A 14008-nucleotide genomic window follows, 5' to 3' on the forward strand; every position below is an offset into this window, starting at 1 on the left:
CACCGTGGCCGCCGACAAGATCGACACCATCGTCAGCCTGAGCAAGCGCCGTGGCTTCGTATTCCCCTGTAGTGAGATCTACGGTGGCCAGCGCGCCGCCTGGGACTACGGACCGCTGGGTGTCGAGCTCAAGGAGAACCTGAAGCGCCAGTGGTGGCGCTACATGGTGACGTCGCGCGAGGACGTGGTCGGTATCGACTCGTCCGTCATCCTGGCCCCCGAGGTCTGGGTCGCCTCCGGTCACGTCGCCACCTTCACCGACCCGCTCACCGAGTGCACCTCCTGCCACAAGCGGTTCCGCGCGGACCACCTGGAGGAGGCCTACGAGGCCAAGCACAACCGCCTGCCGGAGAACGGCCTGGTGGACCTGAACTGCCCCAACTGCGGCAACAAGGGCACCTTCACGGAGCCCAAGCAGTTCTCCGGTCTGCTCTCCACCCACCTCGGCCCCACGCAGGACTCCGGCTCCGTCGCCTACCTGCGCCCCGAGACCGCCCAGGGCATCTTCACCAACTTCGCCCAGGTGCAGACCACCTCGCGCCGCAAGCCGCCGTTCGGCATCGCCCAGATGGGCAAGTCCTTCCGCAACGAGATCACGCCCGGCAACTTCATCTTCCGCACCCGCGAGTTCGAGCAGATGGAGATGGAGTTCTTCGTCAAGCCGGGCGAGGACGAGAAGTGGCAGGAGTACTGGATGGAGCAGCGCTGGAACTGGTACACCGGCCTGGGCCTGCGCGAGGAGAACATGCGGTGGTTCGAGCACCCGAAGGAGAAGCTCTCCCACTACTCCAAGCGCACCGCTGACATCGAGTACCGCTTCCAGTTCGGCGGCAACGAGTGGGGCGAGCTGGAGGGTGTCGCCAACCGCACCGACTACGACCTCGGCGCCCACTCCAAGGCCTCCGGCCAGGACCTCTCCTACTTCGACCAGGAGGCCGGCGAGCGCTGGACGCCGTACGTCATCGAGCCCGCGGCCGGTGTCGGCCGCGCGATGCTGGCGTTCCTCCTCGACGCCTACGTCGAGGACGAGGCCCCCAACGCCAAGGGCAAGCTGGAGAAGCGCACGGTCCTGCGCCTCGACCACCGCCTCGCCCCGGTGAAGGTCGCGGTGCTCCCGCTCTCCCGCAACCCCGAGCTCTCCCCGAAGGCCAAGGGCCTCGCCCAGGCGCTGCGCCAGCACTGGAACATCGAGTTCGACGACGCGGGCGCCATCGGCCGCCGCTACCGCCGCCAGGACGAGATCGGCACGCCGTTCTGCGTGACGGTCGACTTCGACACGCTCGAGGACAACGCCGTGACGGTGCGCGAGCGCGACTCGATGAAGCAGGAGCGCGTGTCGCTCGACCAGATCGAGGGCTACCTGGCCGCGCGTCTGATCGGCTGCTAGCCGCGACGCACACGCCGTACGCGAAAGGCCGGCTCCGGCGGGGATCCCCGCCCGGGCCGGCCTTTCGGCTGCCTCGGGCGGTGTTCCGGCCCCGCTGACGGCGGCTGCGCGCGTCAGGACGTCCGCTCGGTCTCCGCGCCCCGCGCGCGCGTCGTCGTGCCCCGCACGTGGGCCCTCGTGGTGGGGCGCCCGGCCCGCGGCGCCCCCCCCCCGCGGCGCGGTCGGGCGCGCCCGCGTAGGCGGGTGCGTGGGGGGCGGGCGGCTAACCGGCCCGGCCGGGCCGCGGGCCCCCCCCCCCCGCGGGGGGGTCGCGGCCCCCCGCCGGCGGGCCGGGGGGGGGGCGCCCCGGGCCGCCGCCCCCACCACGCCGTCGGCGCTGTCGTCCGCGACGGCTTCGCCGGTTCCGTGCGGGACGGCCGTCTACCGGTCCGGGCCGGTGAGGGCGGCCAGGGCGTCACGGAGGGGGGAGCCGTTCGGTGGGCGGTGGTCCCAGCGGGCGCCGACGTGGCCGTCCGGCCGGATCAGCAGTCCTCCGCGCGTGCCCAGGCCGCACAGGCCGGCGTGTTCGCCCGACAGGGGCTCGACGCGCAGCGGCCATGCCGCGGCGGTCTGCCGCTCCCAGCCCGGGGGATCCGGTGTCAGCAAGGTGAACCACTCGCCGAACGCGTCGAGCGTGGAGCGGCCCGGCGCGAGCCAGAGGTGCGGCATGCGGTGGCCCGGCTCGGCGGTGGGGACGTAGTCCACGCCGCCGTCGGACGCCGCGTCGGAGCCGTAGGCGACCCCGAGGACGAGGCCGAGTTGGGCGAAGTACCTCTCCGACCAGGGGAGCCCGACGTCGGCCGGTGCCGCGCCACCGGCCATGAGCTGCTCCCGGCGTCGGCTCTGCACCTGGAACATGAGCCGGGTGTGGGTCACCGCCTGGCGGAGCGTCCGGTGTGCGACGGGCAGTCGTTCCGTCTCGTAGGTGTCCAGCAGGTCCGGTCCGGCCCATCCGTGCAGGACGCCCGCCAGTTTCCAGCAGAGGTTGTGCACATCGGCGACGCCGGCGTTCATGCCCAGACCGCCGGCCGGGGGGATCGCGTGCGCGGCGTCGCCGGCCAGCAGGACCCGGCCGGCGCGGAGGCGCTCGGCGACGAACGCGTTGACCACCCAGTGCTCCACCCGCAGCACCTCGGCGCGTACGCCGGCGTCGGCGCCGAGGGCGCGTGAGACGAGGCCGGGCCAGTCGGCGCCGGCGGCGTCCTCGGGTGTGGGCGCGATCCAGGCCCAGCCTCCCTCGGGGTACAGCGGGAGGAAGGACCCGTGGGTGGTGAAGTACACCCCGGCCGGCTGGCGGGCGCGCCAGTGGTCGAGGTCGGCGTCGAACACGACGGTGGTGAGGTGCCCCACCGCACCGGGGCCCGTGGTGCCGATCGCCAGCCGTTGCCGGACGAAGGAGTGGGCGCCGTCGGCGGCGAGGACATGACGGGCGCGGACGCGGGTCCGGAGACCGCGCCGGCGGTCGAGGAGCACGGCCACGACGGCCTCGGCCTCCTCGGCCAGGTCGACCAGCTCGACCCCGAACCGCACCGGTGCGTCCGCCGCGCCGAGAAGGGTGGGTTCCAACCGGTCCTGCGAGGTCACCACGCCCAGCGCGGGGCTCTCGGGGACCGGTGCGTGGACGCCGACCATCGCCTCCGTGGCGAAGTCGCGTCCGTGCAGGGCGTCGCGGAAGCGGACGCGGCCGTACTCGGGCGGGAACGCGCGGGCCGTGATCGCGGGGGCGACGCCGAGACCGCGGAAGATCTCCATCGAGCGCACGTTGACCAGCCGGGACCGGGGGAAGGGCGACAGCTCGCCGTGCTTCTCGACCAGCAGCGCCGGTACGCCCCAGCGTGCCAGGAGCGCCCGTGCGGTGAGCCCCACCGGCCCACCGCCGACGATCAGTACCGCCACCTCGGCGTCCGCTGCTGCGGACATGTCGGGCTCCACCCGCTCCATGTTCCGCCCCTCGCGACCGGCCGCAACCCACGAGGACGACACATGACAGCTGACAGATATCAGATGACAGATATTGAAATCTGTCATCTGTCATGTGAGGCTGTCCGCATGACCACACCCACGCGCACCCTCGGCACCACCGGCCCCCAGGTCTCCCCCCTCGGCCTCGGCTGCATGGGCATGTCCGCGATGTACGGCGACACCGACCGCGGCGAGTCGATCGCCACGATCCACGCGGCCCTGGAAGCCGGCGTGACCCTGCTCGACACCGGCGACTTCTACGGCATGGGCCACAACGAACTGCTCATCGGGGAGGCCCTGCGCACCGCCCCCGCGGCCCGCCGCGAGCAGGCGCTGCTGAGCGTGAAGTTCGGCGCCCTGCGCGCCCCGGACGGCAGCTGGAGCGGCTACGACGGCCGCCCCGCCGCCGTGAAGAACTTCGCCGCCCACTCCCTCCAGCGCCTGGGCGTCGACCACATCGACGTCTACCGCCTCGCCCGCCTCGACCCGGCCGTCCCGATCGAGGAGACGGTCGGCGCCGTCGCCGAGCTGGTGGAGCAGGGATACGTCCGGCACATCGGCCTCAGCGAGGTCGGCGCCGAGACCATCCGCCGGGCGGCCGCGACCGCGCCGATCGCCGACCTCCAGATCGAGTACGCGATCATCTCCCGCGGCATCGAGAGGGAGATCCTGCCGACCCTCAGCGAGCTGGGCATCGCCGTCACCGCGTACGGCGTCCTCTCCCGGGGCCTGATCTCCGGCCGCCTCACCGCGGACCGGCAGTTCGCCGCCCACGACTTCCGGGCCCACTCCCCGCGCTTCCAGGGCGACAACCTCCGGCACAACCTGGACCTGGTGGAGGCCCTCAGGAAGATCGCCGAGCAGAAGGGGGTGACGGTCGCCCAGATCGCCTTCGCCTGGGTACTGGCCCAGGGCCCGAGGCACGGCACGGACATCGTGCCGCTGGTCGGCGCCCGCACCCGGGAGCGCCTGGCCGAGGCGCTGGGCGCCCTGGACGTGCCGCTGGACGCGGCCGACCTGGCCGCGATCGAGGCGGCGGTCCCCGCGGACGCGGCGGCCGGCGACCGCTACCCGGCTGTTTTCATGGCTGACCTCGACAGCGAGCGCTGAGCCGTGCGCCGGGTACGGTCTCTTCCATGGCACCGACCACCGAGACCCTGACCGCCGAGCGCATCCTCGAAGCGACGGAGGAGGTGCTGCGCCGCCACGGCCCGGCCAAGGCGACCGTGGTCGACGTGGCCCGCGCGCTCGGCGTCAGCCACGGCAGCGTCTACCGGCACTTCCCCACGAAGGCCGCGCTGCGCGAGGCGGTCACCAAGCGCTGGCTGGACCGCACCTCGCGGGCGCTCGCCGGCATCGCGTCCGACGAGGACCGCGACGCGGAGAGCCGGCTGCGCGGCTGGCTCGCGGCCCTGTTCGAGGCCAAGCGCCGCAAGGCCGGCGACGACCCCGAGCTGTTCGCCACCTACAAGGTGCTCGCCGGCGAGAGCGGGACGGCGGTCGGCGAGCACGTCACCGACCTGATCGGCCAGCTGACCCGGATCGTCGAGGCCGGCGTGACGGCGGGCGCCTTCACCGCCGCCGGCCCGGCGGACACGGCCCGCGCGGTCTTCCACGCCACGGGCCGCTTCCACGACCCGGGCTACACCCGCGAGTGGGAGCAGCCGGAGATCGAGGCGGATTTCGAGGCCGTCGTGGAGCTGGTGCTGCGGGGGATACGGGCCGAGCGCCGGTGACCGGCAGCGTCGCCCCCCCCGTGCCCTCACGGCAGTGAAGGGCTCGTGCCGGGTGGGGGTTCATGCCCGGTGGGGGGCTCGTGCCGGGTGGGGGTTCATGCCCGGTGGGGGGCTCGTGCCGGGTGGGGGTTCATGCCCGGTGGGGGCTCATGCCGGGTCGGAACTCACGCCCGGTGGGGGGTTCATGCCGGGTCGGGGCTCACGCCCGGTCGGGGTTCATGCCGGGTCGGAACTCACGCCCGGTGAGGGCTCACGCCCCCACGCCCGCCGCCTCCCGCACCTCCTGCGACTCCAGCCGGTCCGCGGTCCGCTCGGCCGTCCGCCGGGCCCACCGCCCGCTGCTGACCACGCCCAGCACCAGTACCGCGAACCCGCACCCGGCGAGGATCCACCAGCCGGGCACGGCGGCGGAGACGAAGGTGTCGCGGTAGGACGAGGAGCCGATGCCCGCGGCCAGGACGGCGCCCACCACGGCGACTCCGAGTGTCTGTCCCAGCTGCCGGCTGGTGGAGGCGACGGCCGCCGCGACGCCGGCCTGGGTGCGGGGCATCCCCGACACCGCCGTGTTGGTGATCGGCGTGTTCACGAAACCGAAGCCGACGCCGAAGAGCGCGTACCCGAGGAAGAGGGTGACGTTCGAGGTCTCCGCGTCGAAGGCGGCGAACAGGACCCCGCTCAGGGTCATCGCGAGCCCGGCCACCAGCAGCGGCAGCCGCGGCCCCCGGCTCGCGACGAGCCGCCCGGACAGGGGGGCGCACAGGAACGTCGGGACGGCCATCGGCAGCATCCACAGTCCCGCGTGCAGGGCGTCCAGGCCCCGGACGTTCTGGAGGTACAGCGTGGACAGGAACAGGAACCCGCCGAGCGCGGCGAACGCGCTCATCGCGATCACGGTGGCCCCGCTGAACGGCGCCGACCGGAAGAACCGCAGGTCGACGAGGGGCTCGGCGCGGCGCGGCTCGTACCACAGCAGGCCGAGCAGCGCGGCCAGCGCCACCACCGCGAACGGCACGCTCACCGCGGCCCCCGCCTCCGGCGCCTCGATGATCGCGTACGTCAGGGAGCCGAAGAGCACGATGACCAGCAGCTGGCCGACCGGGTCGGGGCGGCGGGCCTTGGGCGCGCGGGACTCGGGGACGTACCGCAGGGTCAGCAGCAGGGCCGCGAGCCCGACGGGCAGGTTGAGCCAGAAGATGGAGCGCCAGCCCACCGACTCCACCAGCAGCCCGCCCACCAGCGGGCCGGCGGCCATCGAGATGCCGACGACCGCGCCCCACGCGCCGATGGCGCGGGCGCGCTCACGCGGGTCGGTGAAGGTGTTGGTGATGATCGACATGGCGACGGGGTTGAGCATCGACCCGCCGACCGCCTGCACCGCGCGGGCCGCGATCAGCAGGTCCAGGTTCGGCGCGAGGGAGCAGAGCAGCGAGCCGAGCGAGAACACGACCAGCCCGGCCAGGAAGACCTTGCGGCGGCCGATGCGGTCGGCGGTGGAGCCCGCGAGCATCAGCAGCGCGGCCAGGACCAGAGTGTAGGCGTCGATGGTCCACTGGAGACCGGCCGTGGAGGCGTGCAGATCGCGCTGCATGGCGGGCAGGGCGACGTTGAGGACGGTGTTGTCGAGGCTCACGATCAGCAGGCTCATGCAGCAGATCGCGAGGACGAGCAGACGTCGGCGATGGCTGAGCTCGGGCATGGAACCATCGTACGCCCGCTTCGATAGTGCGGCTAACTAATGACTATGGCGTGAGCGTGGCGGGGGAGGGCGGGCACCGGCCGGCGTGCGGGAGAATGGGGGAATGCCCACGACCGCCTCGCCCGTGCAGATCGGCCCGCACACCGTCCGGCCACCCGTCGTCCTCGCCCCCATGGCCGGGATCACCAACGCGCCCTTCCGCACCCTGTGCCGGGAGTTCAGCGGCGGCAAGGGCCTCTTCGTGAGCGAGATGATCACCACCCGGGCGCTGGTCGAACGCAACGAGAAGACCATGCAGCTGATCCACTTCGACGCGACCGAGACGCCGCGCTCGATCCAGCTGTACGGCGTCGACCCGGCGACCGTCGGCAAGGCCGTCCGCATGATCGCCGAGGAGGACCTCGCCGACCACATCGACCTGAACTTCGGCTGCCCGGTCCCCAAGGTGACCCGCAAGGGCGGCGGATCCGCGCTCCCCTACAAGCGCAACCTGCTCCGCGCCATCCTGCGCGAGGCCGTGAGCGGCGCCGGCGACCTCCCCGTCACCATGAAGATGCGCAAGGGCATCGACGACGACCACATCACCTACCTGGACGCCGGCCGGATCGCCGTGGAGGAGGGCGTGACCGCCATCGCCCTGCACGGCCGCACCGCCGCCCAGCACTACGGCGGCACCGCCGACTGGGAGGCCATCGCCCGGCTGAAGGAGCACGTGCCGGAGATCCCGGTCCTCGGCAACGGCGACATCTGGTCGGCCGAGGACGCCCTGCGGATGGTCCGGGCGACCGGCTGCGACGGCGTCGTCGTCGGACGCGGCTGCCTGGGGCGCCCCTGGCTCTTCGCCGACCTGGTCGCCGCGTTCGAGGGGCGCACGGACGACATCGCGCGGCCCGCCCTCCGCGAGGTCGCCGACGTCATGGTCCGGCACGCCGGCCTCCTCGGCGAGTGGATCGGCGACGAGTCGAAGGGCGTCGTCGACTTCCGCAAGCACGTCGCCTGGTACCTGAAGGGCTTCGCGGTCGGCTCGGAGATGCGCAAGCGGCTCGCGATCACCTCCTCCCTGGAGGAACTGCGCGCCGGACTCGACGAGCTGGACCTCGACCAGCCCTGGCCCGCCGGCGCCGACGGGCCCCGGGGCCGTACCTCCGGCAACAACCGGGTGGTGCTGCCGGACGGCTGGCTGAAGGACCCGTACGACTGCGCGGGCGTGGGCGAGGACGCGGAGCTGGACACCTCCGGCGGCTGACCGGGCGGGGCCGGCCGCGCGACCGGCTTCCGCCGCCCCGGCCGGGTCGGCCCGTGCCGGGGGTGTGGGGAGGAGGGTGTGGGGAGGAGGGTGTGGGGGAGGAAGCAGCCCGTGCCGGGCTGCGGGGTCAGCTGGTGCCGGGGTGCGGGGTCGAGCCGTACGCCAGCAGGAAGCGGTCGCGGAAGGAGCTCATCTTCCACACCGGGGCGTCCTGCGCGGGCTTCAGCCCCTCCGTCCATCCCCAGTCGGCGATCTTGTCGAGGACGTCCGGGTCCTTGGCGACGATGGAGACCGGCACGTCCCGGCCGGCGTCGTTGCCGCTGACGCGGGCGATGGGCTGGTGGTCGCCGAGGAAGACCAGGACGGTGTCGTCGGTGCCGTAGCGCTCCAGCCACTGGGTGAGGGCGGTCACCGAGTACTCGATCGACCTGCCGTACTCCCGGCGGGACGCGGCGGAGTCGTCGATGACGTCGGCCGCGTCCTTCCCGGCCTTCTGGATGCCCTCGAAGACCGAGCCGTCGCCCAGTTCGTCCCAGCCGACCATCTGAGGGATCGGCGCCCAGGGCTGGTGGCTGGAGGTCAGGATGATCTCCGCCATCAGCGGCCGGTCGCGGTCCCTGCCGTGCTCCAGCCGCTGGAACGCCTCCAGCGCGTACTGGTCGGGCATCGTCGACCAGCTGAACTTCGGCCCCCGGTAGCCCAGCCGGAAGGCGTCGTAGACCGTGTCGAGGCCGTAGAACGCCGCCTCTGGCCAGCCCTTCTGCACACCCGGCATGATGCCGACGGTGTCCCAGGCGCCGGTCTTCTGGAAGGCCTTGGTCAGGCTGAGGTGGTCGCTGGCCATGACGGTGCGGTAGCGCTGCTGGGTGTCGACCCACAGGCCCGACAGCGCGGTGGAGTGGCCGAGCCAGCTGCTGCCGCCGAAGGTCGCCGAGGTCAGCCAGCCGCTCCGGGCCCGGAAGCCGGCCTTCGCCAGGGCCTCGGTGCTCGCGTCGAGGGTGCTGTCCACGCCCGGCGCGGTGACCGGGTTCTCGATCGCGACGCGGCCGTAGCTCTCGATGAAGGTGAAGATCACGTCCTTGCCGCGCAGACCGGGCACGAGCTGCGCGGGCGGGGTGCCGCCGAAGGTGTCGGTACGGGCCTCCGCGGCGAACGCGGCCTCGTCCCGCAGGGTGTCCCGCACCCGCTTCGCCTCGGACGTGAGCGTGTCCGCGACGCCGGCGGAGGCGACCGGCAGCCCGGCGTACTGCAGGCCCAGGACGGAACACGTGATCCAGACGGTGCCGGAGACCAGCGTGGCCCGGGTCGCCCGCTGCGGGTGGCGCGCCAGCAGTCCGGCCAGCCGGACCGTCGCCAGCGCCAGGACCGCGCACACCAGCACGACGAGGAGGAACACCCCGGCCGTCGCGGCGAGCGCCGTCCCACGGCCCATCGAGTCGGCGACGTACGACTGGGCGTCGTCGAGCAGTTCCCAGTCCAGGACGAGGTTGAAGTCCCGGCCCAGGTACTCCACGAACCCCATGTCGAGCAGGTTCAGCACGGTCAGCGCCCCGAGGAACACCCCGGTCAGCGCCGCCACGGCGACCCGCGGCCGACGGGGCAGCGCCAGCAGCACCACCGCCCCCACGACCACCTCCCCGGGCAGCCGCAGGAACCGGTCGGGGCGCAGCGCGAAGACCCGGTTCGGCAGCAGCACCGCCCCGAGCACGAGCACGACGGACAGCACGGTCGCCGTCCACCACACGGTCCGGGCGGCCCGTGGGTGACGGGTGCGCCAGGCACGCCGGTGCGCGACCCGGTCCCGGAAGGAGCGCGGCCCGCCCTCCGGCCCGGCGGCCGCCTTCTCGGATTCTTCGGTGGAGTTCCCGGCGTCCCGGGTGGCGCCCCCGGACTCCCGGGTGGCGCCCCCGGACTCCCTGGCGGCGCCCCCGGACTCCTCGGTGTCCCCGGTGTCCCCAGTGTTCCCGGTGTTCCCGGTGTCTTTGGGGTCCCGCAGGTCGGGCAGCTGACGAGAGCGAGTGAAGACGGGCACCCGAAGGTCCTTCCGTACGAAGCCGGGCGGAGCGGCGGATCCGGGGTGGGGACCGGATCCGCCACCGTTGCGTACGGCCTGCTCGCCGCCGGTGTTCACCCCGCCGGGCCCGCGGTCGGCAAACACCCGGCAAACGCCCGGCCAAGCCGCCCGTCACCGGCCCGGCCGACTACCCCGTCATGCCCCGCCCACCGCCGTGAGCAGCGCCAGCGGGGCCGCCGCCGACCGGGACTCCCGGACGCACGCGTGCGGGTAGGGCACCGGCTCGGCGTGCGTGTCCCGGCCGTAGCCGGCGAGGACCTCGGGCAGCCGGTGGCCCGTCACGGTCGCCGCGTCCACCAGGGCGTGGGCGACCGTACGGGCCTCGTCGTGCAGGCCGTAGCGGGCCAGACCGAGCGTGATCAGCGCGTTGTCGTGCGGCCAGACCGAACCCCGGTGGTACGACAGCGGGTGGTACGCCGGCTGCCCCGCCGCCAGCGTGCGCACGCCCCAGCCGGAGAAGAAGTCGGGCTCCAGCAGCCGCCGCCCGACGACCTCCCCGTACTCCTTGTCCAGCAGCCCGGACCACAGCAGGTGCCCGGCGTCCGAGGCGAGCGCGTCGACCTGCCGGCCCCGGCCGTCCAGCGCGAGCGCCGGGAAGGCGTGGTCCCGCATCCAGAAGTCCCGCTGGAAGCGGTCGCGCAGATCGGCGGCGGCCTGCTCCAGCAGCGCGGCGTACGTCTCGTCCCGCCACACCGTGCGCGCCACCCACGCCGTACGGCGCAGCGCGTCGTACGCGTACCCCTGGGCCCCCGCCGCCGTCACCGGGCCGCTCGGGCGGGTGCCGTCGGCGGAGCAGATGGCGCCGGGGGAGTCCTTCCAGTTCTGGTTGGCGAGGCCGCCCCGGTCGGCGCGGTAGACCAGGTAGCCGCGCGAGGTGAGCCCGCCGTGGTCGAGCATCCAGCCGACGGCCGCGCGGGCGTGCGGTTCGAGGCGGCGGGCGAGGGCCGCGTCGCCGGTCCGCTCGACGTACGCGCCGAGCAGCACGAGGAAGAGGGGGGTGGCGTCGACCGAGCCGTAGTAGCGGCCGTAGGGGACCTGCCGGAAGTGGGCGAGCTCGCCGTGCCGTACCTCGTGGACGATCTTGCCGGGCTGGGCGACCGACTCCGGGCCGGTCTCGGTGGCCTGGGTCGCGGCAAGCGCCGGGAGCGTGGCGGCGGCCAGGTGGGGGCGGTAGGGGAGGGCGAAGAGGGACGTGAGCAGGGCGTCGCGGCCCAGCAGCGTCAGGAACCAGGGGGCGCCCGCCGCCGGGACGCGCAGGTCCTCCCCGTCCGGGCCGGTCGCCGGCACCTGGAGCGCGGCCAGGTCCGCGAGGCCGCGCGCGCACGCGGCGGCCAGCTCGGGCCAGCCGGTCGGGAAGGCGACGCCTTCCACGAACTCGCCCTCCTGCGCAAGAAGCTGTTCGGTCAAGGAAGTCGGGGAGCGGGGCACACGCAGGGCCCGCTTCTCGCCGTGCGGCCGCGCCATCACCCGGAGGGTCAGCTCGGCCGTGCCGTGCGGCTCCAGCTCCAGCGTCCACACCAGCCGGCGGGCACCGGTGCCGGTCTCCTCGACGCCGTCCGGGCCGGGCTCGGCGGTCACCGTCGTGACGGACCGCCACTCCCCGCGCCGGTAGGTGAACTCCACGCCGTGGTCCAGCACCTCGCGGCGGCGGACGGCGCCGGTCTTGGCGTAGGTGCGGTGGTCGGAGCGGAGTTCGAACTGGTCGGTGAAGTCGGCGTCGACGGTCAGCGCCAGCCGGACCGTCAGCGGCACCGGTCGGTTGCTGACGACCCGCAGCAGCTCCACGAACGAGCTGTCCCCGACCGCCTGTTCACGGAAGAGCGTGCACGAGGGCGGCTCGGTACGGCCGCCGCGCGGGACGAGCACACAGCGCGCGGTGTCCCCGTCCGCGACCGGTGAGAGCACCTCCGGCACGGCCCCGTCGACCGTGAGCTGCCAGCGGCTGAGGTGCCGTGCGTCCCTGACGAACAACCCGTCGGGAGAGCCGGCGCTCCGTACGCCGCTGATGTCTCCGCGGTCACCGACGGCGGCGAACGTCCCGCCGTGCACGAGCAGATGATGCCGGTCCGTCATCCCCGGTCCCCTCCCTTGAGTGCGGTGTCGTCCGAGGTGGTGCGGGTGGTGCGGGTGGTGCGGTGGTGCAGGTCGATCGGTTGCTTGGTGCTGGTGGTGCGTGCTAGTGGTGCCTGTGATGCCGATCGGTCGCGTGGTGCAGGCCGTGCCGATGGTCCGGGTGACGAGCGCTGTCGTCGGAGCCGCCGAGGCCGTGCGGGGCGTCCGTGTCGTGCAGCAGGTCGAGGGTGAGGGCGGCGGTCCAGCTGAAGCCGGTCGCCCCGCAGGCCTCGCCGGTGTACGGGTCGACGTACTCGGCGAAGTCCGAGGCGCCCGCGACGTCCAGCACGGCCTCGCGCAGCGCGTCCGCGTGCGCCCGCTCGCCGTGCGCCCTCAGGCCCCGCTCCAGCAGCCAGTTCGTGTTGAACCAGGCCGGGCCGCGCCAGTAGCGGTGCGGGTCGAAGGCCTCGCCGAGCAGGTCGTAACTGGGGGCGAGGCGGGTGATCGTGCCCAGCCCGAAGCGCGGGCCGCGCAGCGTGTCCACGAGGGCGGCGGCGATCTCGCGCGGCAGGCCGGGCAGCAGCAGCGGCACCAGGCCGGAGACCCCGCGCTCCCGGATCAGCCCCCCGCCGCACAGGTCCCGGCAGAGGAACATGCCCTCCGCCGGATCCCACAGCCGGTCCACGAGCGCCGCCGTCAGCCGCTCCGCGCGCGCGTGCCGTGCGGTGCCGGTGGCGCCCAGCTCCCGCGCGATACGGGCGAGCGCGTGCTCGGAGGCGATGAGCAGGGCGTTGAAGGAGGGATCCTCCACGGCGAAGCCCCCGCCCCCGCCGTTCCCCCCGCCCGGCCCGGCGCCGTTCCCCCCGCCCGGCCCGGCGCCGTTCCCCCCGCCCGGCCCGGCGCCGTTCCCCCCGCCCGGCCCGGCACCGCTCCCCCCGCCCGGCCCGTCCCGGTACCCGCCGTCCCGGTAGTCCGTCGCCAGCCGCACGTACCGCCCGTAGTCCAGGTCCGTCGGCCGGTCCTCGGCGGCCCCGTGGTGCAGGTCGGCGCGGCGGAAGGAGCGGGTCGGGGCGGGGGTGATCCGGGAGAGCGGGACGTCCCAGGAGGGGGCGTTGTCCATGCCCTGCTCCCAGGGGTGCACGACCGACACCAGCCCGCCCCCGCCCAGATCCCGCCGGTGCAGCAGATAGCGGTGCCAGGCGGCCAGCCGGGGGTACACCCGGGCGAGGAAGCCGCGCGCCCGGGACAGGCCCGGGTCGGCGCAGTGCACCAGCCAGGCCGCCAGCGCGTGCACCGGTGGCTGCACGATGCCCGAGGTCTGTACGGTGCGCGGGGCGCCCGCAGCGCGCCCCGCGGTCGAGGAGCGCCAGAAGTCGGGGCTCGGGAAGTACGCGTCGAGCGGCACGGAAGGGTTGAAGACGATGTGCGGGATGCGCCCGTCGCCCCACTGGGCGGCCAGCAGCGTCTCCAGCTCCGTCTGGGCCCGCCGCGGCGAGACGTGCCGCAGCCCGATCGCGATGAACGCCGAGTCCCAGGACCACTGGTGCGGGTACAGCCCGCGCGAGGGCACCGTCGACGCTCCGGTCCAGTTGCCCCGGAGGACCTCCACCGCGCGGACGTGCAGCGGCCCGGCCGGGACGGCAGGGTCGTATACAGCGGCGGTTCCCGCAGGGCGGGCGATGAGCTGGGCGGTGCGATCCACTCGGGGCTCCCCGAAGAACGACGACGACGGCACAGTCGACCCGGTGCGGCAGTGGCTACCGTAGGGTTACGTCTATTTAACACGCAAAACCCACTATGTAATGCAGGCTTGGGA

9 protein-coding genes are annotated in these 14008 nt (G+C 73.8%); 4 read left to right on the forward strand and 5 right to left on the reverse strand.

Annotated features, from left to right (window positions below; genetic code table 11):
• Positions 1 to 4: 4 nt before the first annotated feature.
• On the forward strand, positions 5 to 1387 hold the full coding sequence (locus tag ACIP67_RS08455) for a glycine--tRNA ligase (protein WP_401689360.1): 1383 nt from the start codon (positions 5 to 7) through the stop codon (positions 1385 to 1387).
• 420 nt (positions 1388 to 1807) lie between these two features.
• On the opposite strand, the gene ACIP67_RS08460 is transcribed toward ACIP67_RS08455, so the two are convergent.
• Complete coding sequence (locus ACIP67_RS08460) at positions 1808 to 3346, reverse strand: FAD-dependent monooxygenase (RefSeq protein ID WP_401689363.1); 1539 nt, start codon at positions 3344 to 3346, stop codon at positions 1808 to 1810.
• Between the two features lie 129 nt (positions 3347 to 3475).
• Between ACIP67_RS08460 and ACIP67_RS08465 the strand changes: the two genes are divergently transcribed.
• A complete protein-coding gene (locus ACIP67_RS08465; RefSeq protein WP_401689366.1) occupies positions 3476 to 4498 on the forward strand; it encodes an aldo/keto reductase in 1023 nt (340 codons plus the stop codon).
• A gap of 26 nt (positions 4499 to 4524) precedes the next feature.
• Complete coding sequence (locus ACIP67_RS08470) at positions 4525 to 5124, forward strand: TetR family transcriptional regulator (RefSeq protein WP_401689369.1); 600 nt, start codon at positions 4525 to 4527, stop codon at positions 5122 to 5124.
• A gap of 250 nt (positions 5125 to 5374) precedes the next feature.
• Here the strand turns inward: ACIP67_RS08470 and ACIP67_RS08475 are convergent, their stop codons facing one another.
• On the reverse strand, positions 5375 to 6820 hold the full coding sequence (locus ACIP67_RS08475) for an MFS transporter (RefSeq protein WP_401689372.1): 1446 nt from the start codon (positions 6818 to 6820) through the stop codon (positions 5375 to 5377).
• 103 nt (positions 6821 to 6923) lie between these two features.
• On the opposite strand from ACIP67_RS08475, the gene dusB reads away from it, so the two are divergent.
• Positions 6924 to 8066, forward strand: a complete 1143-nt coding sequence (gene dusB, locus ACIP67_RS08480; RefSeq protein ID WP_401689375.1) for a tRNA dihydrouridine synthase DusB — start codon at positions 6924 to 6926, stop codon at positions 8064 to 8066.
• Between the two features lie 127 nt (positions 8067 to 8193).
• Here dusB and ACIP67_RS08485 read toward each other — a convergent pair whose 3' ends face one another.
• The 3 genes from ACIP67_RS08485 to ACIP67_RS08495 form a co-directional block, all read right to left on the reverse strand.
• A complete protein-coding gene (locus ACIP67_RS08485) occupies positions 8194 to 10098 on the reverse strand; it encodes a CDP-alcohol phosphatidyltransferase (protein ID WP_401689378.1) in 1905 nt (634 codons plus the stop codon).
• A 177-nt stretch (positions 10099 to 10275) separates the two neighbouring features.
• Entirely contained in the window at positions 10276 to 12213 is a 1938-nt protein-coding gene (locus ACIP67_RS08490; RefSeq protein WP_401689381.1) for a glycogen debranching N-terminal domain-containing protein, read from the reverse strand.
• Between the two features lie 103 nt (positions 12214 to 12316).
• Positions 12317 to 13894 carry an MGH1-like glycoside hydrolase domain-containing protein gene (locus ACIP67_RS08495; protein WP_401689383.1) on the reverse strand — a complete coding sequence of 526 codons (1578 nt, stop codon included), beginning with the start codon at positions 13892 to 13894 and terminating at the stop codon, positions 12317 to 12319.
• Between the last annotated feature and the right edge of the window lie 114 nt (positions 13895 to 14008).

This window comes from Streptomyces sp. NPDC088812 (assembly GCF_044750285.1).
In the GTDB taxonomy this organism is placed as follows: domain Bacteria; phylum Actinomycetota; class Actinomycetes; order Streptomycetales; family Streptomycetaceae; genus Streptomyces.

What these genes read in the sequence shown, in the direction of transcription:
- ACIP67_RS08490 (WP_401689381.1), bottom strand. Translation starts at nt 12,213, where the DNA reads ATGACGGACCGGCATCATCTGCTCGTGCACGGCGGGACGTTCGCCGCC.
- ACIP67_RS08460 (WP_401689363.1), bottom strand. Translation starts at nt 3,346, where the DNA reads ATGTCCGCAGCAGCGGACGCCGAGGTGGCGGTACTGATCGTCGGCGGT.
- dusB (WP_401689375.1), top strand. Translation starts at nt 6,924, where the DNA reads ATGCCCACGACCGCCTCGCCCGTGCAGATCGGCCCGCACACCGTCCGG.
- ACIP67_RS08475 (WP_401689372.1), bottom strand. Translation starts at nt 6,820, where the DNA reads ATGCCCGAGCTCAGCCATCGCCGACGTCTGCTCGTCCTCGCGATCTGC.
- ACIP67_RS08470 (WP_401689369.1), top strand. Translation starts at nt 4,525, where the DNA reads ATGGCACCGACCACCGAGACCCTGACCGCCGAGCGCATCCTCGAAGCG.
- ACIP67_RS08465 (WP_401689366.1), top strand. Translation starts at nt 3,476, where the DNA reads ATGACCACACCCACGCGCACCCTCGGCACCACCGGCCCCCAGGTCTCC.